Source organism: Desulfofalx alkaliphila DSM 12257 (assembly GCF_000711975.1).
GTDB lineage: Bacteria > Bacillota > Desulfotomaculia > Desulfotomaculales > Desulfohalotomaculaceae > Desulfofalx > Desulfofalx alkaliphila.
This window is the reverse complement of sequence record NZ_JONT01000002.1, coordinates 170,834-193,947: the sequence shown is the minus strand read 5'-3', so window position 1 is coordinate 193,947 and position 23,114 is coordinate 170,834. Positions and strand designations below refer to the sequence as shown.

The following is a 23,114-nucleotide window of genomic DNA, read 5'->3' as shown; positions in this document are numbered from 1 at the left end:
TTTATATCAACAAATTACCGGGTAATGCGACAGGGCATGAATCCAGTTCAAAAACTGAAATCATGCCCTGGCAGCCAATGCCCTTTGGCTATTTAATTAAATTAATTCTACCCGCGAACCGTTAATGCCCTTGGTGACCACCATCTGTACCGGAAAGGCGTTTTTTAGTTCCTCTATATGGGTAATTACAATAATTTTTTCAAAATCAGCTGCTATTGCATTGATGGCCTGCACCAATCGTTCTTTGCCTTCGTTATCCTGGGTGCCGAAACCTTCATCTATTACTAACATTTGCAATCGGGCCCCCGCACGCCTGGCCAGTAATCTGGAAAGGGCGATGCGTAGGGCAAAGTTAACTTTAAAGGCCTCTCCACCGCTATACAATTCATATCGACGGGTGCTATACTCATCAGAAATGACAATTTCCAAGGTTTCTAACACCCTTTTACTGCTTTTGGCCGCCTTTTGGGTTACCAAAGCAACTGTCAGTCGACCGTCTGATACCTGCTGCAAAATACTGTTGGCCTCTCGCTCCAACTCAGGAATAGCGTTTTCTATTATCAGGGCTTGTATACCCTTTTTACCAAAGGCTTTAACCAATTGATTGTAATATTTCTTTTCTTCCAGGGCAGCATTTTTCTCTGCTGTCAACACTTGTTTTTCTTGTGTTAAGCGTGTGCAGCGGTCCAATTTTTCTTGCACCGTTCCCAATTGACGTTCTATTTCTGATACCTGCTGCTGTAAATGGGTCACAGAACCGGTGGCATCTGCAATTTTCTTTTTAACAACAGGTAAGTCAACCAGTTTTAACGAATGCTCTTCTATCAGCTCTCTGGTATTAGAAACTGCCTTTTCTAATAACAGCAGGTGATCATTAAAATGCTGCAGGTTTTCTTGCTGGCTTGCTAATGTCGAACGGGCTGTTTGTAAGCTGTGATAGCGGCTTTCAAATTGTTTTAGGGCAGCAATTTGTTTTTGAATTTCGCTGTGCCCTTGGGGAGAGTAGCCTAAGGAATTTATTTGTTTTTCAATTTGGCGAAGGCTCTCTTGTTGCTCCTTGGCATATTCTAGCTGTTGCAATTGACGGTTGAGCAATTCCATTTGCGGTTGTAATTCTTTTAGTCTTTCACCGGCCAGCAGGGATTCACTTAGTTTATGCCGGCAAACTGAATGTTCATTTTCTAAGGCCGGCAGCCGGGATAATTTTTCTTCAGTTAACTTTATTTTTCCAGCATCCTTTTGAGTTTGTTCTTTTAGTTTATCTATCTCTTGCTGCAACAGCCGGCACAGATGATTTAATTGCTCCCCTTCTTTAATCATGTCATTTAATACTTGATCTTTATGGGCACCGGATAACTCTGTACGGCATAAGGGACACTGGGCCACCGGCTGTCGTAATACAGTATATTTTTCTCTCAGCTCTGTAAGTTCTTCCTTCAGTCTCTCAATGAACAATTCCTTACTCTTTATTTGCTGATTATGGGTTAGAATGGCTTCTTTTAATTTCTGTTGCTCAGCTTCCTCTTCCCGCAATTGTTGCAGCTTTGCCATTAAAGAGCTTTCTTTTGCCGCCAGAACCCCATGGCTTTGGAAAAGGCTGTTATAATGATCATTCTCGGCCTTTAGCTGGGTGTATTTTTTTTCTAATATACTGCGCTGTTCATCAATTTCTATTTCCAGTTGCCTTTTCCGCTCTTTTAGTTCCAACAGCATACGAGATTTTTCATTATGTTCCCGGTCTTTTTGCTGCAGTTGCTGCAGTAAGGTGTAATTTTTCTCTATTTCATCGGCAGTGCTCAAAAGCTCTTCACCCTGTTTGATCTGTGCGGTTAATATATTTACCTTTTCTTTTAATTCCAGCGAGCTTTTTTGCTGTTCCTCTAACTGCCCTTGCAGCTCCTTAACCCGCTCTTGTATTTGCTGCAATTGCATAAAAGTTCTGCGCCATTGCTCAAGTTCTTCTTGCTCGTTGTCCAGCCTTTCCTTTATCCGGCGGTAGTTTTGCTCCAACTCCAATTTCTGTTTTTGATAGTGCTGCTGATGAGTTAATTCTTTTTCTATTTCTTCCAGTTTTGCATCTAAACGGGAACAAGTGGCGGTGGCTGCATTTACTTCTTCCCGGGCCAGCGCTTCTAAATCCTGATACACCGACAAACCCAAGATTTCACCCAGTATTTTTTTCCGTTCTGACGGTTTCATCGAAGTAAAGGTATCGGCTTTACCCTGAAGCAAAAACGACGAACTGGTAAAGGTGTGATAATCCATGCGCAGCACTTGATTAATCTTTCGCTGGGTGGAGGAAATATTTTCCCCGGTAAGAGAGCGAAAAATTCCGCCATCATAAATCTGAAATTCTAAAGAAGACTTACCGCGACCTTTATCACGCCGGCGGCAAATGCGATAAATGTCACCCTCCAATTGAAAGGTGAATTCCACCTCCATATTATCGGCACCTGAACGCACCAAATCATCAACTCCGGCACCCCGCTCGTCAGTGCCCCTGGCCATACCCCAAACCGCCCAGGTGATTGCGTCCAGTAGGGCAGATTTACCATTGCCGTTATTACCGGTGAGACAGGCTATGTTAAAACCGTCAAAGCGCAGGGGCTCGTTGTCAGGGCCATAGCTGATAAAGTTACTTATTTTTAACTCCACCGGTATCATTGATAAATATCCCTCTCTTTCAACTTGCGATACAGTCTTTCCGCCCGTTTAAGCAGTTCCCTTTGATCTTTAACACCGGTATCTTTTATATATTCCTTAAAAGCGGCCAAGGGCTCAATGCGTTCATTTAAATTTGGATTGCGTAAATTTTCGCTGTCTTCCACCAACTGCCGATTAATGGATGCCAGATAGTAAAAGTTTTGGTCTATAAACCGGCGTAGCTCCCTATGATCAATGCCGGCATAATCTGCTGCCTTATCCTCAACAATCAAACGCAGCACCGCCTCAGCATTGGCCGCTGCCTTTAAGGCGGCCATCACCTGGCCGGTGGGATCATCACCGCCGATTTTAACCCGGACAGTGACAAAGGGGCGGGGATCTAACTCACAAAACCGATAATCACAACGCCCTTGATCTATATCCACCAACACATAACCTTTCTTTTGATTCTCTTCTCCAAAATCAATCCGGTCATGGCTGCCGCTGTAAACCAAGGGAGGATGGTCAGCCAACACCTGGTAGCGGTGTATATGCCCCAGTGCAATATAAGCAAAACCGGGTTGTTGCAGAGCACTGGCAGGCACCGCCAAATCTTTACCCACCATAATGGTGTGTTCTGAACCGGCCACCGCGCCGTCCACAGTGATATGAGCGCACAGCACCGCCGGCAGGGATGTGTTCAAGCGGCGAGACAGTTGCCGGGCAACCGCCGCAAGGTTGGCAGACATTTCCTCTTCCAACTGAGCAATGGTTTTGCCGCTCTGCCCCTTACGAGCCAGCCAAGCACTGCGGGAAGGATAAGGTATTGCCCCTATCTGTATCGGCCCGCCTTTGGTTTCAATTGTATAAAGATCAGGATGCCTTCCCACCGTAACCCCCGGCACCTCTAAGGTACGGTAAATATCCAGGGCGTTGGATTTCCCGGCGGCATTGGGCAAATCATGATTACCCACCAATAAAAAAACTTTAATGCCGGCATCGGAAAGTTGTTTCAGCCGGCGGGCCAGGGCATTTTGGTGGGTTTCCGAAGGTTCCCTGTTTTTAAATGCATCGCCACAAAACAGCACTAAATCCACCTGCTGTTCAATGGCCTGCTTTACCAACAAGTCTAAAGAGCTTAAAAAGTCCAATAGCCGCCCATGTACTCCGGTGGCCCGATCTATGCGGCCGTAATTCTCCACTCCTATATGCCAATCTGCGGTATGTAGTATACGGATCAAGGAAAACACCTTCTTTGATTTGTTTTCGCCATGGATAATCTAAATATCTGAATGGTCTTGGTACATATCACTGACCATTTCTTTAAAGGCCCGGTCATTTTCAGCGTAGTCAGTCTCCCCCACCTCATTATAAAACTCCACATTGTAATTGCGGGTTTTAATTACCACCGGCATGGGCACAGCATGTCCGAGGATTAAGGCCTGTTGTTTAGAGTCCAGGCTGTAGAGCACATTGCGCAAATTTTTGGCATTGTGCACACCGGTCAGAAGGGCATTCACATCGGATTCATCATCCAGTTTACAGGCTATTTTGGTACCTATCTGGGACATTACCTCACTGTCGATGCCGGAGGTGCGTTGATCAACCAGTAGCAGCGTTACGTTATATTTACGCATCTCCCTGGCTATGGTGGCAAATATGGTGTCCCGTGATAATTCCGGGCTCAAAAAACGGTGTGCTTCCTCGATGGTAATTACCAACTGCGGGGGTTTTTGCTCCCTGGTGGCAAAGTACCTTTCCATGCGGCGTACGTATTCCCCATGAATGCGCTTAGTCAATATATTGGTCACCAGCATATACCCCAAAAGTTGGGTGCTGCCAAACTCAATCACCACGTGCTTACCATTGGTAATGTATTGCATAATCTTGTCCACCGCGTCAAAGGGTACCCTCTCCCTCATAAAGGGCAGGGTGTAGACCCGGTTTAATTTGCGCTGCAGTGCCTGCAGTGCCCCCAGATGCAGGCCGTTATTTTCTGCATAATCCTTCAGCTCTTCGGCACCCATTTCCATTAGCAATTTAAACCAGTGTTCCTGACCCATTTTACCCGCCAAAAGATGCATGGTCTCGGTGGCGGTGTTGTTTAAATTCAGCTGGGACTGCAATAATAAAATATCTCCCGGGGTAATTTGCTTGTAGGCCAAATAAATTTCGTGGTCACACCTTGCCCCTCGGCGGCGGCTGGATTCCGGATCCAGGGTAAACACTACCACCTTTGAGGGAAAAAGTTGTTTTAAACCCTTCACAAAGGATTGTTGCTTGACACCGTCGCCCCGGTCCTCTTCTTTTGTGGCTTCCCAACCATATTCATTATGGGCATCAAAAATCAAATTCACCGCCGCCTGGCTTTTGGTGATGCCCGCCAGCGCCAGGCGGGTTAAGAAAGTTTTCCCCGTGCCTGCCTTTCCAAAAATGCCGGTACACCGTTCCACTAAACGAGGCAAGTTAACACAGACCGGGGTATTCATTTCCAGGGGTGTTCCCATAGCAAAATAGACCCTATTGTCCGGTGCCCCGAACACATGGGCCACATCTTCATCGCCGGCAGTGCGAACAGGAGAGCCATGGGGCGGTATGGTGCGCACCGCCCGCACCTCTCCCTCTAAATCCTTATCAGCCATCAGCATGGGATTTAGGGAAATGTTGCCGAAGATACCGTCACCCACAACCATTTCCCGGACCAGCGGATCATCTTCCTCATTAAAACTGTCCACTAACATGGCCGGATTGGTGGATTCTATCTTTACATCGGACACCAGGGAAAAATAACGGTACCTTTGCCCCTCAATCACTGCAAAATTACCTACCTTAACATCCTCCACCGTATATTCGGGGTCCAATTTTACCTCCACACCGCCGCTTAACGACCCTCTAATTATCCTACCCCTCACCGGCGAATCCTCCTTACAATGGATTTAAAACGCTCGTAATCCGCCACCAACAGCCGCCGCAATTCATTGCCCACCCGCCTTAGATAAACGGCTTCATCCTGCTGGTACTTACTGATATTGCGCACCGCTGCAGCCAACAGTTCATCCTTAGCCTCACATCCGGAGCCGAGAATGGTGCTGATATAGTTAACATTTTCGCCCACCTGCTGATATCTCAACCCATCGCACCTGCGGACAAAGGAATGTATGCGGGCAGGTCTGGGGGGAAGGTAGCCATTATAAGAGCCATCACGGCAGTGTCCCACCACCAGCACAGAAAAATAGGTGCGCAGCAAATAAAATATTTGGGGTTGCTGCCGCCTTAACTCATCCTCAGACTGCCAGTATGCCATTGGTTTTCGGCCCGGATCGCTGCTTAATGTGGTGGTGTGAAAGACCACACCTATTATACCGGTGTCACCATTATCAACCTGTACGAAGGAACCAAATTCTGGCGGGCTGTGAAGATGGCTGGCTTCGCAAGTAAATTGGGTGGTATCACTTTCAATTACCTCACCAATAGCTTCATTATTGACCAACATTTAAACCGGAACGCTCCTTTTTCGTAGACTTTTATAAGATATCTCAGATTTTAAGCCATTTTCAATTAGTTTGTTATTAACCAATTGATAAAACAATTCCCGATCGGACCCGGTGACCACTGCCTGCCGGTGAGCTTCGGAAAGGCAAAGGGGATAATGAAGACCCTTAATAACCTGATCAATGACCAGGCAGTGTACCAGATCTAAATATTTTTTGTTTTCCGCCACCCATAAGGGTATTTCCACCCGGGCCACCTCGGCACCTAGGTTTACATAAAAAAAACACACCCAATGCCGGCCATACTTTTCTAACACCTGGGAGCGGGATTTAAAGACCGCAGAACGCTGCCCGTATTTAAGTTTGTCAGAAAAAAGCACAGCATCCCTAAGGCCGCTAACCTGTTCACAGCCGGCCTCGGGAAGGTTTCTCCATTGGCAGTGATCGCAATCCACCCGGCTATGGGGACACATGGCCACCCTTAACATATTGACAACATCGGTGCTTCTGGTGCCTGATATATACCCCACCAGGGGCACCTTTAATTGGTACAAATATTCATAGTTTGCAAGTATTTCTTCTAAAAATTGCTTAGACCAAGCCTGCTGGGCGCTGGTCCAATGTATCAAGGTCCCATCGGCAAAAGCAACGGTGCTTTCGGTCTGCTTATCCTGTTGAGCCAATTCAACAAGGGCCTTGGTTTCTGCCAGCGTGCGCATGGCAGAAACCCTTTGGCTGTCAACCAATCGCTTTGCACCGTCTTCATCCATGTACAAATCTTCTTCCTTAAAATATAAGCTTGCATCGTTGGTCAATTTAGCTGCCGCCTTTTCACCATAATGCAAGACAACTTTTCCTATATTAATTAAATAACACAATACCACCTGATGATGGTCGGGCATTATTTGAGATCCGTCAGTGGCCAGCACAGTATATTCCCTTGGCGGTCTTATGGGAGAATGTACCGCATCCACCTCCTCCATTGGTTCAGCAACCAACCAAGAGGTTTTACTCTCCCTCACCCTGTGAGTTATTTGCTGCCATTTATCTTTTAAATGGGCCATGGCCCCTTTGGCCACTGACAATTTCTTGTTATTTATATCCACCCTGCTTTTACATTCTACTACCATTTGATCGATTTGATGAAAAAGGCCGCCCAAGTCAAGCATGATATCACCTCACAGAACCGCTGTTCGATATGCATACTTAATACTTCGACGGCCCTTATTAATTCCCTCTCATAAAATGGGAATTGAGCGATTAAAATATATTTTTCAGGGTAACTGATTCCTTATCCGGTATGTGTTGAAGCATCAACTTTATTTCTGAAAGCTGTGCCAGGGACAAGTCCGGATTTTGAGCAGCAACATATTCTTTCAAGCGTGCCAGAGCAAATTCAACCTCGTCAATCTCTTGATGGTCCAGTATCATGGGCCACCAGTGGGTTTTTTCCTTTAACTGCTGTTCCAGTGCCTTTGTTTTGTCCAATGCATCCTGCCAATTGTCCTGTTCTATCTCCTGCATTATCTCCACCAGGTCTTTGGATAATACTTCTGCGGTGTCGGTTAAGCTATGATTTACCCAGCTGCCCAACACCATAAAGGAAACAAGTATGGCAGACAACACAATTAACAACCGCATATCAGCAGCTCCTTAATTTCATTATGTTGACTTTGCTTGGTAATATAATTTACCCTCGGTGTCTATGCTGGCAAATAAGACCTCTTTAAAACTGTCAATGCCAAATTTTTTTAATTCCGTTTGTAACCATTGTTTATCGATGTTACTGTTAATTAAATTTTTTTGCTGCAGCTTACCGTCTATAATCAGTGTTATGGGTAGGCCTTCGTATTTAGTGGGTATCTTCAAATCCTCAGGGTTTAAGGGTCTTTTTTGGGATTTGGGTATGACACTTAAATCCCCGCTGGTTTCCAAAATGGCAAATTCCACGTCGGCGATGTTGGGCACGTTTTTGGCCCTTAACTGCTCGTTAAGTTCATTGAGGTTATAACGGTTGCGCCGCAGCTCTTCTTCTATTATTTTCCCGTTTTCTATCAAAACTGCCGGGGTTCCGCAAATAATCCCCCGGGCCCATTGGCTTTTCAGGCCGGTATATGAAATGGCCACCTGAAACAAAAGCAGTAGAAATATTGGCAGTATCCCTGAAATCAGGGGCACGCCGGTATCGGCCATGGGCAATACGGCTAAATCCGCCAGCAAAATTATTACCACCAATTCATAGGGCTGTAATTGACCAATTTGTCTTTGTCCCATTAACCTTAGGGCAATAACCACTAAGGTAAATAGTATTAAGGTTCTTATAATTACAAGAATCATAGTTTATTTGGCTTTTACCCTCCCATATTTTCATTGATTTTGTCAAACCGGTCTTTAACCTCCACCGGTGATTTAACTTTTCCTTCATCTATCTCATTTCTAATTTGCTGCAGCTGCCAAAAAAGTTTTTTGTCTGAGGTAACATGCACCTCATAATCAGGGTAAGCATCTTTAATTTTTTTATAGGTTTCTTCCCGAATGGATTTCAACCGCCAGCGGTCAAAACCGGTTACCTTAACTGCAGTGCCGACTTCCCGGTTTATGGCCACCGAAGTGGCTTCCTTAACACCGGCAACAGACATGGCCAATTGCATGGCCCCTTGAGATACCTCGTTTTCAAAGGTAACTTCCAGGTCTTCCGGTAAGGGTTTCTTTTGTGACCCCTGCATGGAACAAGCAGCCAGCAGGAAAAATGTCAACATCAAGATAAGAATTTTAAATAATAATTTCATGGTACCACCCTCCCTTTAACCCTTGGGTTTAACCAAGAGTGCTGCCATGAAGCCAAAAATAATGGCGGCAGATATTCCGGCGCTGGTCACCTCAAAAATACCGGTTAAAACCCCAACCAAGCCTGTGCGCTGGGCTTCATCCAAAGCACCCTTTACCAATGAGTTGCCAAAGCTGGTTATCGGTACGGTGGCCCCTGCACCGGCAAAATCTATCAGCGATTCATATATACCCAATCCGCCCAAAACCGCTCCGCTAACCACCAAAATGCTCAAAGTATGTGCCGGGGTAAGTTTGCCAACATCCATAAGCAGTTGACCGATAACACATATTATCCCGCCCACTATGAAGGCCCACAAATATGCTTCCAAAAAAACCACTCCTGACCTTATAGATTTAAACAGCCTTGGTATGCCTACGCTATATAGCTTGGCTTAGACTAGGGTGCTTCAATGGCAACGGCGTGGGCGATGCAGGGTATACTTTCTTTTTGCTGATAGGATAAGGGAGACAGTAAGGCTCCGGTGGCCACTATCAATACCTTTTTTAACTCACCCTTTTTCATACGGTTCAATATGTGACCGTAGGTAACCACCGCAGAGCAGCCACAACCGCTGCCCCCTGAAAAGACCGGTTGATCTTCACCATATATGAGCATACCGCAATCCACAAAAATATCACCGGGTACTTTGATCCCATGCCTTTGCAATAAATCGCCGGCTATTTGATGGCCCACCCTACCTAAATCTCCGGTGGCTATCAGGTCATATTCATCTGCCCTTATCTTTAAATCCCTAAGGTGGGCGGTGATTGTATCCACCGCCGCCGGCGCCATGGCCGAACCCATCTTATAGGGGTCGCTGATACCCATGTCTATCACCCTGCCAATGGTGGCCGCCGTCACCCGGGGCCCTTCTCCGGCACCGGCCAGCAGTGCAACCCCGGCACCGGTTACCGTCCACTGGGCGGTGGGGGGTTTTTGTGCCCCATATTCAGTGGGATAACGGAACTGTTTTTCCACAGTGGCATTGTGACTGACGGCCCCGCAAAGGGCGTTTTGGGCAAATTTACTGTCCACCATCAAGGAGCCCAGGGCCAGGCCTTTCATTGAGGTGGAACAGGCCCCAAACAACCCAATGTAAGGCACTGCCATTGTCCGGGCGGCAAAACTGCTGGATATAATTTGATTTAACAGGTCACCGCTCAAGAAAAATTGGATGTCTGATTTCTGCATACCTGCCTTTTGAATGGCGATTTCACAGGCCTCTTCCAACATCTTTTTTTCTGCCTTTTCATAACTGTCTTGGCCCAACCACAAATCCCCATGCAAAAGGTCAAAATCTTCAGCTATGGCCCCCTGGGCCTCAAAGGGTCCGCCCACTGCGGCTGCAGACACTATCACAGGTTTGTTGGGAAACACCCATGTTTGATGTCCTCGTAACATGCTAGGCTCCCCCCAACATTGTTAAAAGTGTACTTAATAAGGCCACAATAAAGGCAGCAAATACGCCGAAAATGATCACCGAGCCGGCAAGTTTAAACATATTACCCCCTACCCCCAAAACATAACCCTCTGTGCGATGCTCGATTGCAGCAGAGGCAACGGCATTGGCAAAGCCGGTGACAGGTACAGCGGTACCGGCCCCGGCCCACTGTCCAATGTGGTCATACACCCCCGTTGCCGTCAGTACCACGGCTATAAATATCAAAACAGCCACTGTGGGGTTGCCGGCTGTTTTTTCAGTAAAGTCAAAGTTCCACAGAAATAAATCTTGGATCCCTTGACCCAGGATACAAATACTTCCCCCCACTAAAAAGGCAACGGCACAATTTCTTAATACCGGACGCCGGGGCTCCCTGTCCTTAGCAAAGGACTGATACTCTTGCTGGGTGGGGCTTAATTTTTTCTTCTGTAAGTCAGACATTTTTCACACCCCTATCTGCTGAGCAAAGGCTTTAGCTCTTCAACCACCTGTGCCAATTCCTTTGCTGCATTACTGTACATTTTTTTGGCACCCTGATGCTTTGTTGCCAAGGCGTATAATTCACAATCCGCCTGGCATTTTTTTATATTTGCATAGGCTAATTCCTTAGTTTTAGGCCGGGGCACAATAAGGGCATCATCAAATAAATCTAAATAAAGTTGACCCACCGAATCAACCTGTGCTATAAAAACATTTTCCGGCGCCACAGCTGCCTTTTCCAGCTCCGTTAGCAGCCAGTTTCTATTTAAACCCAGGGCAGTAAGATGCTCATCAATGATTTCTCCATCCATCATCACCGTTTGGGGTACACTTTGGTTGGCCACTTCAATGCCCAGGGTTTTAGGAGTTACAGGCATTTTATCTTTCTTTAAAAGCACACTTAAATCACCGTTTGGTTCCAGCACCGCAAACTCTACATCGGCCACCTGAAAAATATTTTTCCTGCGCAGTTGGCTTAAAAGGTCTTCGGGTGTATACCTTGCTTCCAGCAGCTTATCTTCTAACACCTTGCCGTGGTTAATTAAAACAGTTTCTTTGCCTTGGATAATATCCCTTACCCATTTATATTTAAAAGCCAATAGGTAGCTAAATATTGGCAATATGGTCCAGACGATAAGGGCTGCCAATCCCGGAAGGACCGGTACAAGCTTAAGTACCAAGGATGCAGCGATAAATCCAATCACCGTTGCGGTTACAAAGTCAAAAAGCGTCATTTGTGATGTTTGTCTTCGGCCCAAAAAACGTATAATAAACAGGGCCAGCACAAACACCCCCAATGAACGCAATAATATCATCAGCACATCCGACATAATTATTACCCCTTATTTTAGTGTCTAAAAGCCTTTATACTGCGGCTCCTCATATTCCAGGGTTTTTACCCTTTCTTCCAGATCATCTATAACAGCACCAAGACGGCGGGTGTTTTTCTGCAGCAAGGCTTTAGTTTTCTCGTCTTGTTCAAACGACATAAAGGCTTCTAAGGTGGAACATACCCCTTTAAGGGTAGCCAGGGTTTGTTTTACCTGTGTAGCAACAGTCATAAGTGTTTACCTCCGACCCACATAATATACCTCAACTTAACCTATTTTTACCAATATTATTAGAGAAAAAACCGGATATAAATCCGGTTTTAAAAACCTTTGTACTGTGGTTCCTGGCTTTCAATTTCCTGTATCCGGGGTTCCAAGGAATCCACTATACTTTTAACCTGCTGGGCCGCTTCGGCATACAACTGTTTAGCCTTTTGGTTTTGGGTCTGCAAGGCAAAGGTTTCTAGACTGGCATGGGCACTTTTAAGTCCGGCCAAAGTTTGTTTCACTTGACTTCCCACTGTCATAAGTATTATCACTCTCCTAATATAAGTTGTTTTATGTATTGGCAAAATTGCTCTACTTTATACAAAAAAATAAACTGCACCTTTAAATGTCAGCTAGTCTAACATTTGAGGTGCAGTTTAAAATGATTAGTCTTTTTATTCCACCACTTCATAACCTTCTTCTGTTATGGTATTAATTATCTGCCGGCGGTTGATAATGGCCGGCTGATATGTAATTGTAACACTTTTTGCTTCCAGGTTAACAACTGCTTGCTCCACACCCTTTAGCTTGCCAAGAGCCTCTTCCACCGCTGACTTACAGTGACCGCAAGACATGCCCTTTACCTTAAGATTTTCTTGCGCAATTGCCATATGTAGTACCTCCTTGTAATGGGATTGTTTGTTTACCTTATATTACATCCCCCAATAATATTAAGTCAATGGCAAATGAAATTCATTGTCATTTAAAAGAAGGCCTGATGCCGGATTAAATACCGCAATAACCGGCCACAATAAAGTATCAATTTATTTTGGAGGGATAAAATATGCCAAAAAAAGAAAAAGACCTAGGAGGTACATACCCGAAGGGAAGGGCATTTGTTGATGAGAAAACCGGTTCGGCCACCATGATTAACGTGGACGGTGAATGGGAACATGATTTTGTAGACGACAACACCCCGGCACCTGATTTTGAAGAAAAAAAGAATTAAAGATAGGCACATGTTCTTGTGCAGAATTATATGAACCGCAAAAGATCCGGCAGGTATGCGGACGTTTAGGTACACAGTCCTGCGTCCGCCGCCCACCTGCACCTTTGGCCTTCTCCAGGCCCCTACCCATTGCCCATATATTCCCGCACTCTAAAATCCACCCCTAAATCATCGGCAATTCTGCCACATGCCGCAATATCAACCCCAGGCCATTTAACCACCGACAGCACCACCCTGGGTATATGCTTTTTGCATTCCCTGGCAAACTCCAACACCGCTTCAAAGGCTTCTTCCGGATTGACCTTTAAGGGTTGGCTCAGTTCCCCGTAGGCGGTGGCATTTTGTGCGTTTAAACTGATTGACACCACATCCACCAAACCGGCAAGTTCAGGTACTACATTTTTGCCGTGAATTAAGTTAGCCTGGCCGTTGGTGTTTATGCGTATTGATTTAGCCCCTAATCTTTTTAATTCTTTAGAGGCAGCGATGACCAATTCTATCCTGGTTAGGGGTTCTCCGTAACCACAAAAAACTATTTCGTCATAGCCCAACGGATCACCCACTGCATTAAGGAGTGATTGAAGACTGGGTTCTTCAGATAAAGTCAAGTCGTAGCCAATCCCCTTATTGGTTTTTTTTATGCAAAAAACACAGTCATTGCTACAGCGATTGGTTACATTCAAATATAATGAGTTGCCCAGTTTATAAGCAACGGTATTGTTATTACTCAATGTTTTCTCTCCTTACATTAAACCCTTTAGTCATATTTTAACACAGGTCACCATAATCTTATAATGATTAATTTTTGAGGAGGTGGTATAGATTGCAGTCCCTAAAAAACGACGGTCTCAATAATCAAAATCCGTCCCTAAATTTTTCTGCAATCTTTCAGGGTACCCTGGCGGCCCTAATTGCAAGCTTGTTTATAAGTATGTTGGCCGGGGCAGTTTATTATTTAACCGGTCTGTCTGAAAGCACTCTACCCTGGCTGTCCACCGGTATACTCTGCTTTAGTGTTTTCATCGGTGGTGGATACGCTTCCGCCAGGGCTAAGGTAAAGGGTTTATATCACGGATTGGGTGTCGGCATTATGTTTTTTATTATATTGTGGTTAGTGGCTTTAATATTTTTATCCGGCAGCGTCTTGCTTACCGGTTTTGGTCTAAAATTACTTTTATCGCTGGTTTCCGGCGCCATTGGCGGTATCCTGGGGGTAAGTTTTTAAGATGCCCTTTGCCCGTTATTAAGCAGCGGCAGCAGTACGGTAAATACTGTACCTTTGTTTTCTGCGCTTTTAACTTTTATGTCACCACCGTGATGCTTAATAAGTTGATAACTGACAGTTAAGCCCAAACCTGTACTATGTTCCTTGGTGGTGAAAAAGGGATTAAAGATTTTTTTCAAGTCCTCTTCAGCAATTCCTACACCGTTATCCTTAAAAGAAATGATATATTCTTTTTCTTTGTCATTATATTCTACGGTGATGGTTAGTTTCCCTCCTTGGGGCATTGCCTGTATGGCGTTGGTAGCTATGTTTATAAAGACCTGTTTAATCTGATTGACGTCCATCACTGCCAAGGGCAAGTTTGGCTGATATATTCTTTCCACCGCCACCTTATTATAGGCAGCTTCGCTGTCTATAAGCACAGACACTTCATCTAACACCTTTTCCAGCTGATTAATGGTTAATTCAGGCTTATTGGGTTGAGACAGTAAAACCAGTTCTTGAATGATAGCATTAATCTTATCCAGCGAGTCCAAGGCCACCTTTATATGTAGGCGCGCTTGGTCACCCTCTTCAAAACGCAGATTAAGAAGCTGCAACAACCCCCGGGAGGTAGTAAGGGGGTTTTTAATTTCGTGTGCCACCCCGGCAGCCAGTTCACTGATCATTGCCATTTTTTCCGATTGTTGCATTTGTTGCATCACTTGCTGGTGTTCTGTAATGTCATGGGCAGTAAGTACAGCTCCCAAATGCTCATCCTTAATTCCTTTGATTATTTCAGTGTTTAATAATATTTTCTTATAATCACCGTCATTTTTTAAAAAATATTCATAATTGTATACCCCTTTCCCTGTACTTATTGTATGCCGCAGCAGATTTCCAGGGCAATTTTCAACCCATGATGAGATATCATCGCAACCGGTATGGCAATTAAATACTTTCTTGGCGGTTTTGTTGCACACCATAACTTTACCATGCATATCTACAGCTATCACTGCCACGGGTAAACGATTAACCACCTGCCATAAAATGGTTTTATTGATTTTAACATCATGGACCAGTTGATTAATTTTTATTGATTGCCTTCTTCTATACAATAATAATAAAACTAAAATACATAGGGTTGAAAAAAACACTTTTAAAAACGTAAGGGGAGTAAAAGAAATACTATATGTTTTAAATAAATTTAAATGATTGGCAAAATCAATTGCTATAATGGCCGCCAGGAGGCCAAATATTATTATTGTGTCATTTCTTTTAAGCATTTTTCTCCCCACCATAGGTTTTTATTGGTTAGACCCACTTTTCTACAATAATTTCAAATAATCCTGCCTAATTTTGGAAGTTTTTTTGTCGAAAAAAATAACAGCGCGGCCTGGCACCGCACTGTAAATCAATAACCATTACTTAATAAACTTCATTAATAATGAACGTAAAAAACCCGGCAACTTTACATAGTAAACACGCAAGTCATATCACCCCTTCAAATTTTTGACTTCTTTATATCTTATTGTAGAAGGGGCAGAAATGTGCATATGCATACTTAAAATTTTGGAATGGAGATTCTACTAATCATTAAATAGGACAATGCCAACATTATAACCACCACAAAAAACTCATTAATATCCCTGGCCACTAGCATTAACAGTGCCAATAGCCCCCCGGCAGCAGTAATTGGTACACCTACAAACCTACCGGTGAAATCTGTGGCATTAAATCTGGCTAAGCGCAGGGCGCCACATATTACAAAGGTTACAGCCACCACAACACCCGGTATGCCTAAAGTTACCAGCACCGTGGCATATGCTAAAATGGCAGGGGCAACTCCAAAGCTTACCAAATCGGCCAAAGAGTCCAGCTCTTTACCAAAGTCAGAAGATACCTGTAGGTGTCTGGCAACCTTGCCGTCCATGCTGTCTAAAATAGTGGCCAAAAGTACCATGGCAGCAGCAGCGGTATAGTTCTCTGCCAATACCAGTACTAACGAAACCACCCCCACAGCAAGATTTACTGCCGTTATCGCATTGGGGATATTTTTACCCCTCATTCATAAGCCTCCTAATTATTACATACATTTGATAATAAATATCAACCTATTCTAGCATATAATAACATATTCAATCCACTTCATTTAACCATATTTTTATTTTATTCAACATTCCGCCAAGGTCATCCCTCAGGTAGCTAGCCACAGGTAACGAACGTAAAAATTGATGGCCGTATGCCTTGCCAATTATTCGCCTGTCTAAGACCACCACTACACCCTTGTCGTATCTGGTGCGGATAAGCCTGCCAAAACCTTGCTTGAATTTAATAATAGCCGTGGGTAGATTGTAACATCGAAAACCGTTTTTGTTTTGCCGTTCCAGGGCCTCCATTCTTGCTTCAATCACCGGTACACTGGGTGGCCAAAAGGGTAACTTTACCAATACCACCAGCGATAAAGAATCCCCGGGGATGTCCAAACCTTCCCAAAAACTTGCCGCGCCGAAAATTACCGCCCGTTCTGATTCCTTAAAATCCTCCACTAATCTGCTGCGGCTGCCATCTATTTCGTGTCCCAGTAACAGTATATCTTCTTCCTCTATTGTGGCCTTTACACGATAATATATCTCCTTTAACATCCGGTGGGCCGTAAATAGAACCAACATCTTGCCACCGGTGCCGATGATCATTTCTGTTAACACCCTGGCAAGGGAATTAATATATTCTTCTTCTGAACAGCTTCCTGGCATGGGAACGTCATTTAAAACATAAAAAAGGCTTTGTTTCTCATAATCAAAGGGTGATTCCACCTGTATCCCTGTAATCAGTTCCGGTTGAACCAGGTCTAAGCCGCTTCGCTCTATAAAGTATTGAAATGACCGATCCACTGTTAGGGTAGCCGAAGTAAATATGATCTTATCCTTTTCACTGTACAAGGTTCTGTGCAGCAAGGGGCCCACTTCCACCGGAGCGGCGTGGATGGACATGTTTATCATTCCTTTTTCAGAGATGCCGCCCTCTACCCAGTTTACCGTATCGGCACTGCTGCTATCACAGACATATAATATGTCTGCGGCCAATGCCAGGCCTGACTCCCCCACCAGGGCAGCTTCCTTAGCCATATCGCTTTCGCCTTCAACGCTTTGGCCTTCTATTTCTCCGGCCATTTGTATCAGCAGGCCGGAAAGTGTATTTACACGCCTGGTCAGGTTTTCAATTTCTATGGCCATGTGTGAAAGATCCTTGCCCTCTTTTAACCGCAAATTACGGTATTCATTTTTTCCGGCATCAAGATCAAGTTTTAAAAACTGGACCAGCATATCAAAAAAAACTTGGGCCGCCTCTTTAACCCGGTGCTGCCCCACTTTTATTTCTGCAAGCTTTGCTACCCACCATTGTCGATTATCATCCGGCGGGGCAGCATTTAGGCGACCTGTTAATTTAGTTATATCAGCAAGCCAACGCAGTAAATCCGCCCGCGTAAACGTAGTTCCCAGATGAAGGGCGGCTGCATCTTCCAAATGATGTGCCTCGTCCATCACCAATACCGAGTATTGGGGCAATACTTTATTATCTGCCTTAATATCTGAAAATACCAGGGAGTGATTAGCGATGATAATATCGGCCTGGTCCGCCTTTCTTCTTGCCCTATTGCTAAAACACAGATTTTTAAAGAACCTGCATCTTGTGCCGATACAGCCGGCACTTTCCGCACATAGATTCTTCCATAGTTCAGACTCATACCAGGGTATATTTAACTCACTTCTGTCTCCGGTTTCAGTCATTGTCAACCATACCATCAACCGGGCAAAGAAAGCTGCCTCTTTAGCACTTATATTCTCTACCCTTAAAGCTGCATACCACCGCCGTAAACAAAGGTAATTGCCCCGCCCCTTCACTAAGGCGGCATCCACCTTAATCCCCATTCTCTGCAGTAAGGGCAAATCATTACTCCAAAGTTGCTCCTGCAGGTTAATGGTATGGGTAGATATAAGCACCCGCTGATTATTTCTTTTTGCATATAAGGCTGCAGGCAATAGATAGGCCATACTTTTACCTGTTCCTGTGCCTGCCTCTGCCAGTAAATAGCCGCCCTCATTCATGGTTTTGGTAACAGCTTGGGCCATTTCAATCTGTTGAGGGCGATACTCATAACGGTCTAAGACTTTACTTATTGCACCGCCCCTACCTATGTATTGTTCTATTTCATCTTCTTCCACCCTATGCTCAGATACATCACCTTTAATAACTTTATTTTTTAAGTTTTCACCCTTTAAAGGCTTTAGGCCGCCCATCTTCCCCCAGGAGCCTAAAGTAAATTGGTCAAAGGCCGCCTGTTGAAATATTGTATACCAGGAAGAACCTGCCAACTTCAACAATCTTGTTAGGTCTTGTAATAATTCATTATTAAAATCCTTTAACCGATTAACCAGCTCCAGTGCCAATAACACCGATGCCTTGGCGTCATCCAGTGCCCGGTGTTGGGTAAAGGGGCCCTCTAAACATAATTCACACAGTGTTGCCAGCCGGTGGTTAGGGGCAGTCGGCAGCACTATGCGAGCCAGTTCCACAGTGTCATAGATAGGGTTGTCTAAGTATTTGAAGGTTGATAAAAAATCGCGGTCAAACTCAACCTTATGGCCTAATAGGGGGGCATCTCCAATAAATTCAAATATTTCCGGAAGTATTTCTTCAATAGGTGGGGCATCAGCTAACATTTCATCATCTATACCTGTTAACCGCTTTATTCTCAGTGGTAAACCGGTACCGGGATTGACAAGGGAATGATATGTTTCAGTTATTACCCCGTCCACCAATTTTATAAGTCCCACTTCAATTATTTGATGTTTTTCCGGGTTTAACCCGGTTGTTTCCAGATCTAAACCAATATAGGTACCTTTCAACATATACACATCCAAACATACATTTACTCATTGACCACAGGTTTCTCTTCTTTAGGCTCTTCCATTTCTTTTTCCTGCCCTAATTCTTGAGTAAGACGATCTACTTCAGTCACCAAACGTTGGTTTTGAGCACTTAACTCTTTAATTTTAATCATATTGCGCAATTGCTTTGGTAAGCCCAAAAGAAATGCAATAAGGGCGCCCCCCACAACACTTCCAAGTATAACCAGCACCAAGGAAATGTTTGAAAATTTCCAAGTCAGTATTCTTATGTCCACCGCAGTGGAGTTCTGTACCGCAAACATTGCCACCAGCAATGCAAATAGCAACCCAAGAACAGCGTATAGTTGCATTTTATCACCCCTTTATTTTGCTTATATACTCTTCGACCAATAATGCTAAATTCCTTTATATTGCCAAAACTACAAAAAGAGCACCTTTTGCAGTGCTCTTAGTCTGTTTTCTTACTATAATACTCTTTTAGCGCCATGTTATAAACCTGCTTAAGGGGCACCTTATGTGTTTTGGCAAGTTCCAAACATTGCCGGTATTCAGGGGCAATGTTCATTATTTTTTCACCCTCCATGGCCACTTTCACCGTCACCGATCCATAGGCTGTGTTTACCGATACCTTTTCCCTATGTAATACCTGCCGCCAAACGGGATAGTAGCGGTAGCCAATGGTTGTGGTGTGCTGTAATAATATTTGGCCCAATTGTTCCCTAATATCCCCGGGGGTTAATACATGAATGACCAAACCCGGACGGCCTTTTTTCATTAGTACCTGGGATACATATACATCTAAGGCCCCTGACGCTAACAATTGCTCAGTTGCCGCACTGATAAATTCGGGGTTCATATCGTCAATGCTGGCTTCTATCACCCATACCTGTTCCCTTTGGCTTGCATGGCTTATTTCACCGATATGGACCCGCAGTAAGTTTGGAATCGGCAGTTCTCGGTCACCGGCACCATAGCCCACTGCCTGGGTAATTATTTCCGGCATTGTTCTGTATTCGCTACACAGGCTGGTCAGTACTGCTGCGCCCGTGGGGGTGACCATTTCTTCGGCAATGTCACCGTGGCGGTATGGTACCCCATGCAATAATTCCACCGTGGCCGGGGCGGGTACGGGTATGGTTCCATGGGCACACTTTACAAATCCTGTGCCGGTGGTCAATGGTGATGCCATTACCTTGTCAATTTTTAAATGATGAAAACCTATGGCAGCAGCCACTATATCGATAATTGAGTCCTCAGCACCCACTTCATGAAAATGAATTTCATTTATTGATGTGCCATGTACCTTTGCTTCGGCAATTGCTAAGCGTTGAAAGATTTTTAAGGCTGTTTCTTTGATTGGTTCATCAAAATCGCTGTGCCGGATAATATCTTCAATGTCCTGCAGGTTGCGATGGTGATGATGACGGCAATGATGGTGATAAACCTTTACGCTAAACTTGGTGCCTGTTATACCGTGCTTTTTTATTTTTTGGGCAGATATTTGCCAGCCCGTCAAATTTAGTTTTTTCAGCTCTTGTTCCAACCTATCAAAGGGCAAACCTGCGTCTAAGAATGCACCGACAATCATATCTCCGGCTATACCTGCAAAACAATCAAAATATGCTATTTTCACTGTTCAATCTCTCCCAGTCTATTAATTAATGCGGCGGCATAACCGGCGCCAAAACCGTTATCAATGTTCACCACCGTTATACCTGCAACACAACTGTTAAGCATTGCCAGTAAAGCAGCTAAACCGTTAAAGCTGGCCCCATAACCCACACTGGTGGGCACCGCCACCACCGGCTTGTCTACTAAACCGCCCACCACACTGGGCAGGGCCCCTTCCATTCCTGCCACCACCACTAATACCTTGGCATTGTCCAGTATTTTTCTGTTTAACAGCAGGCGGTGAAGCCCTGCCACTCCCGCATCGTATAAACGCTCCACATGGCTGCCCATTATTTGGGCAGTAATTGCCGCTTCTTCAGCCACCGGCAAGTCAGAGGTACCGGCACAGACCACTGCAATGTTGCCAATGCCTTTACATTTCCGTCGCCACAGGGTAATGATGCCCGGCATTGGATGAAACTGGGCATCGGGCACCCTTTGAACCACTGCCCGGTACATTTCTTCTGTGGCTCTGGTGGCCAATATGTTATCACTGCCCTCGGCCATCCTTTCAAATATACCGGCCACCTGGTCTCTGGTTTTTCCGGCACAATATATTACTTCGGGAAAGCCCCTGCGCAACTCCCTTTGATTGTCAATTTTAGCAAAACCTAAATCTTGATAGGGTAAGTCTATAATTTTTGCCAGTACGGTATCCACATCAGTTTTTCCCTGCTGTAATTGTTCTAACAGATATTTTAACTGCTCTTTGTACATTATAACCCATCCTCTGTCCTTGTTAGTTTTCTATCCATGCTACCGCTGTTAAACCCGTCAAGATCTGCCGTTACGTAGGTAAAACCCATTTTTTTTAATTGTAAAGATATGTATTTACCCTTACTTACTAATTCATGCAACTGGGAAGGAGCCACTTCTATTCTGGCAATATCCCGGTGGTGCCGCACCCTCACATTTGTAAAACCTAGCTTTTCAAGAAAATCCTCAGCCCTGTTAATAAGCTGCAAACGCTCCAGGGTAATTTTTTCACCATAGGGTATCCGGGTGGCCAGGCAAGACTGTGACGGCTCATTCCAGGTCGGTATGCCCCACAATTTAGCTATATGACGCACTTCTTTTTTTGTTAAATTTACCTCCCTTAGCGGACTGAGCACCTTAAAATGCTGCACAGCCTTCATGCCCGGTCGATAAGCAAAGGCATCATCTGCATTTGAACCCTCAATCAACACCATCCCCTTACCGGCAGCCACTTCCTTTAGCTTGCTGAGGCGAAGATACTTGCAATGATAACACCGTTCCGCCGTATTTTCGATAAATGGCCGGTATTCTAATTCATTGGTTTTGATTATTAAATGCTCAACCCCATACATCAGTGCCAGCTCTTTAGCCCGCTGCACTTCTTTTTTAGTTAAAGTTTCGGACACAGCGGTTGCAGCCAACAGGTTATTACCAAGTGCCTTTTTGGCGGCAACCATTAATAAAGAGCTGTCAACCCCTCCGGAAAAACATACCAACACCTTGCCGCATCCTTCCAAAATATCAATAAGACTGTCAACCTTGGTTTGTATTAAATTATTATCTGTCAATAAGACCACTTCCCGGTTATTTCTGTAATATGATAGCACCTTATTTGTTTTTGGTTAAGAAAATTAATTGATTATGATATACTCAAATTAAAGGTTGGTGAAAAAATGAAAAATCAATTAAATTTAGATAGACTGGATAGAAACCTATCTTTTATCGAACAGACGGTGGGTAAAGACTGGCTAGAAAATTGGGTTCACCATATGCGGGATAACATGGGCAGAATGCAATACCGGGTGCCTCCCTTGGCTTTATTGTGGCTTAAAGCCAAGGATGAATTAGCACTGGGTCAGCTAAGGGGCCATGTAGTTCCTTCAGAATCAACCTTACGTATAGCCAGGCTGGGCAGTAATTTAGAAGCCTTAACCAGGGTGCCCGGTTATAATGAGCAAATTCCCCTGCTAAAACAGGGCCAGCAAATATTTCTTCATGTGGAATACCGTTTAGACGTGGCTGCCACCCTTGCCAGGCAAAAGCTTAAATTATTCTTGGCCCATAAAACCGGGGACCCTGATATTAAACTTGGCCTGTCCGCCAAAGAGGTGGCGGTATATACCATTAGAGCGGAAATAGGTGGTAATAAAGATCTAAAAGACCTCGGTCTTTCTGCGATAGCCGAAGATATTAAAGCTATAAAACCGCCGGCCGTCTTATATGTTGACCTGCCACCAATGGCTATTTATACACTGGAGCAGCTTTTAACCCAAGGTGCTGAATTAATGGCCAAGAATATAGCCATGCCGTCCGGCATTGAAGTTATCCTCAGTACCATTTTTCTTGATAAGAAATCAAACCAATTAATACGCAGTTACCGGCCTATGAAATAAGGGGCTGATTTATAGGGCCTACCAAG

The 23,114-nt window shown here is 44.5% G+C and carries 26 protein-coding genes; 3 read left to right on the top strand and 23 right to left on the bottom strand.

Going from position 1 to position 23,114, the window contains the following annotated elements; genetic code table 11:
* Window positions 1–96: 96 nt before the first annotated feature.
* From BR02_RS0102760 to BR02_RS0102690, 15 genes are all read right to left on the bottom strand, one after another.
* Window positions 97–2,664: an AAA family ATPase gene (locus BR02_RS0102760; RefSeq protein WP_031513964.1), complete on the bottom strand. Its 2,568-nt coding sequence runs from the start codon at window positions 2,662–2,664 to the stop codon at window positions 97–99.
* The gene (locus BR02_RS0102755) at window positions 2,661–3,884 is read right to left on the bottom strand and encodes a metallophosphoesterase family protein (RefSeq protein WP_051688092.1); all 1,224 of its coding nucleotides are present in this window, start codon (window positions 3,882–3,884) and stop codon (window positions 2,661–2,663) included. Before BR02_RS0102755 ends, BR02_RS0102760 begins: the two co-directional genes overlap by 4 nt.
* Window positions 3,885–3,923: 39 nt before the next feature.
* Complete coding sequence (locus tag BR02_RS0102750) at window positions 3,924–5,555, bottom strand: ATP-binding protein (RefSeq protein WP_031513960.1); 1,632 nt, start codon at window positions 5,553–5,555, stop codon at window positions 3,924–3,926.
* Window positions 5,552–6,136: an HAS-barrel domain-containing protein gene (locus BR02_RS0102745; protein ID WP_031513958.1), complete on the bottom strand. Its 585-nt coding sequence runs from the start codon at window positions 6,134–6,136 to the stop codon at window positions 5,552–5,554. The genes BR02_RS0102750 and BR02_RS0102745 overlap by 4 nt, the downstream gene beginning before the upstream one ends.
* Window positions 6,137–7,264 carry a DNA double-strand break repair nuclease NurA gene (locus tag BR02_RS0102740; protein ID WP_169738561.1) on the bottom strand — a complete coding sequence of 376 codons (1,128 nt, stop codon included), beginning with the start codon at window positions 7,262–7,264 and terminating at the stop codon, window positions 6,137–6,139. It abuts the gene before it with no gap.
* A gap of 130 nt (window positions 7,265–7,394) precedes the next feature.
* Window positions 7,395–7,775, bottom strand: coding sequence for a DUF4363 family protein (locus tag BR02_RS0102735; protein ID WP_031513954.1), 381 nt, complete (start codon window positions 7,773–7,775; stop codon window positions 7,395–7,397).
* 21 nt (window positions 7,776–7,796) lie between these two features.
* Window positions 7,797–8,471: a DUF421 domain-containing protein gene (locus BR02_RS0102730; RefSeq protein ID WP_031513953.1), complete on the bottom strand. Its 675-nt coding sequence runs from the start codon at window positions 8,469–8,471 to the stop codon at window positions 7,797–7,799.
* Between the two features lie 14 nt (window positions 8,472–8,485).
* On the bottom strand, window positions 8,486–8,923 hold the full coding sequence (locus tag BR02_RS0102725) for a YhcN/YlaJ family sporulation lipoprotein (RefSeq protein ID WP_031513951.1): 438 nt from the start codon (window positions 8,921–8,923) through the stop codon (window positions 8,486–8,488).
* Between the two features lie 15 nt (window positions 8,924–8,938).
* A complete protein-coding gene (spoVAE, locus tag BR02_RS0102720; protein ID WP_031513950.1) occupies window positions 8,939–9,292 on the bottom strand; it encodes a stage V sporulation protein AE in 354 nt (117 codons plus the stop codon).
* 68 nt (window positions 9,293–9,360) lie between these two features.
* A complete protein-coding gene (gene spoVAD, locus BR02_RS0102715; RefSeq protein WP_031513948.1) occupies window positions 9,361–10,365 on the bottom strand; it encodes a stage V sporulation protein AD in 1,005 nt (334 codons plus the stop codon).
* Between the two features lies 1 nt (window position 10,366).
* Window positions 10,367–10,846 (bottom strand): stage V sporulation protein AC, encoded by a 480-nt coding sequence (gene spoVAC, locus BR02_RS0102710; RefSeq protein WP_031513946.1) that lies wholly within the window; start codon window positions 10,844–10,846, stop codon window positions 10,367–10,369.
* A gap of 11 nt (window positions 10,847–10,857) precedes the next feature.
* Entirely contained in the window at window positions 10,858–11,715 is an 858-nt protein-coding gene (locus BR02_RS0102705) for a DUF421 domain-containing protein (protein WP_031513944.1), read from the bottom strand.
* A gap of 24 nt (window positions 11,716–11,739) precedes the next feature.
* On the bottom strand, window positions 11,740–11,946 hold the full coding sequence (locus tag BR02_RS0102700; RefSeq protein ID WP_031513942.1) for a DUF1657 domain-containing protein: 207 nt from the start codon (window positions 11,944–11,946) through the stop codon (window positions 11,740–11,742).
* Window positions 11,947–12,035: 89 nt separating this feature from the next.
* Window positions 12,036–12,242, bottom strand: a complete 207-nt coding sequence (locus BR02_RS0102695) for a DUF1657 domain-containing protein (protein ID WP_031513940.1) — start codon at window positions 12,240–12,242, stop codon at window positions 12,036–12,038.
* 135 nt (window positions 12,243–12,377) lie between these two features.
* A complete protein-coding gene (locus BR02_RS0102690; protein ID WP_114638768.1) occupies window positions 12,378–12,593 on the bottom strand; it encodes a copper ion binding protein in 216 nt (71 codons plus the stop codon).
* 173 nt (window positions 12,594–12,766) lie between these two features.
* Between BR02_RS0102690 and BR02_RS15585 the strand changes: the two genes are divergently transcribed.
* Window positions 12,767–12,931: a hypothetical protein gene (locus BR02_RS15585; protein WP_169738560.1), complete on the top strand. Its 165-nt coding sequence runs from the start codon at window positions 12,767–12,769 to the stop codon at window positions 12,929–12,931.
* 122 nt (window positions 12,932–13,053) lie between these two features.
* Here the strand turns inward: BR02_RS15585 and BR02_RS0102680 are convergent, their stop codons facing one another.
* Complete coding sequence (locus BR02_RS0102680) at window positions 13,054–13,662, bottom strand: TatD family nuclease-associated radical SAM protein (protein ID WP_031513935.1); 609 nt, start codon at window positions 13,660–13,662, stop codon at window positions 13,054–13,056.
* A gap of 92 nt (window positions 13,663–13,754) precedes the next feature.
* Between BR02_RS0102680 and BR02_RS0102675 the strand changes: the two genes are divergently transcribed.
* The gene (locus BR02_RS0102675) at window positions 13,755–14,156 is read left to right on the top strand and encodes a TIGR04086 family membrane protein (RefSeq protein ID WP_051688091.1); all 402 of its coding nucleotides are present in this window, start codon (window positions 13,755–13,757) and stop codon (window positions 14,154–14,156) included.
* Here the strand turns inward: BR02_RS0102675 and BR02_RS0102670 are convergent.
* The 7 genes from BR02_RS0102670 to larE form a co-directional block, all read right to left on the bottom strand.
* Entirely contained in the window at window positions 14,153–15,421 is a 1,269-nt protein-coding gene (locus BR02_RS0102670; protein WP_051688090.1) for a two-component system sensor histidine kinase NtrB, read from the bottom strand. The two genes, BR02_RS0102675 and BR02_RS0102670, sit on opposite strands and share 4 nt — an antisense overlap.
* A gap of 278 nt (window positions 15,422–15,699) precedes the next feature.
* Window positions 15,700–16,203, bottom strand: a complete 504-nt coding sequence (gene pssA, locus BR02_RS0102665) for a CDP-diacylglycerol--serine O-phosphatidyltransferase (protein ID WP_031513928.1) — start codon at window positions 16,201–16,203, stop codon at window positions 15,700–15,702.
* Between the two features lie 70 nt (window positions 16,204–16,273).
* Window positions 16,274–19,045, bottom strand: a complete 2,772-nt coding sequence (locus tag BR02_RS0102660) for a helicase C-terminal domain-containing protein (protein WP_051688089.1) — start codon at window positions 19,043–19,045, stop codon at window positions 16,274–16,276.
* A 23-nt stretch (window positions 19,046–19,068) separates the two neighbouring features.
* On the bottom strand, window positions 19,069–19,398 hold the full coding sequence (locus BR02_RS14275) for a LapA family protein (protein WP_034638704.1): 330 nt from the start codon (window positions 19,396–19,398) through the stop codon (window positions 19,069–19,071).
* Window positions 19,399–19,496: 98 nt separating this feature from the next.
* Window positions 19,497–20,681 carry a nickel pincer cofactor biosynthesis protein LarC gene (larC, locus tag BR02_RS0102650; protein ID WP_031513922.1) on the bottom strand — a complete coding sequence of 395 codons (1,185 nt, stop codon included), beginning with the start codon at window positions 20,679–20,681 and terminating at the stop codon, window positions 19,497–19,499.
* Complete coding sequence (gene larB / locus BR02_RS0102645; protein ID WP_031513920.1) at window positions 20,678–21,436, bottom strand: nickel pincer cofactor biosynthesis protein LarB; 759 nt, start codon at window positions 21,434–21,436, stop codon at window positions 20,678–20,680. The genes larC and larB overlap by 4 nt, the downstream gene beginning before the upstream one ends.
* Window positions 21,436–22,263, bottom strand: coding sequence for an ATP-dependent sacrificial sulfur transferase LarE (larE, locus tag BR02_RS0102640; protein WP_031513918.1), 828 nt, complete (start codon window positions 22,261–22,263; stop codon window positions 21,436–21,438). The genes larB and larE overlap by 1 nt, the downstream gene beginning before the upstream one ends.
* A gap of 105 nt (window positions 22,264–22,368) precedes the next feature.
* On the opposite strand from larE, the gene BR02_RS0102635 reads away from it, so the two are divergent.
* On the top strand, window positions 22,369–23,088 hold the full coding sequence (locus BR02_RS0102635) for a hypothetical protein (protein ID WP_031513917.1): 720 nt from the start codon (window positions 22,369–22,371) through the stop codon (window positions 23,086–23,088).
* The last annotated feature ends 26 nt before the right edge of the window (window positions 23,089–23,114 follow it).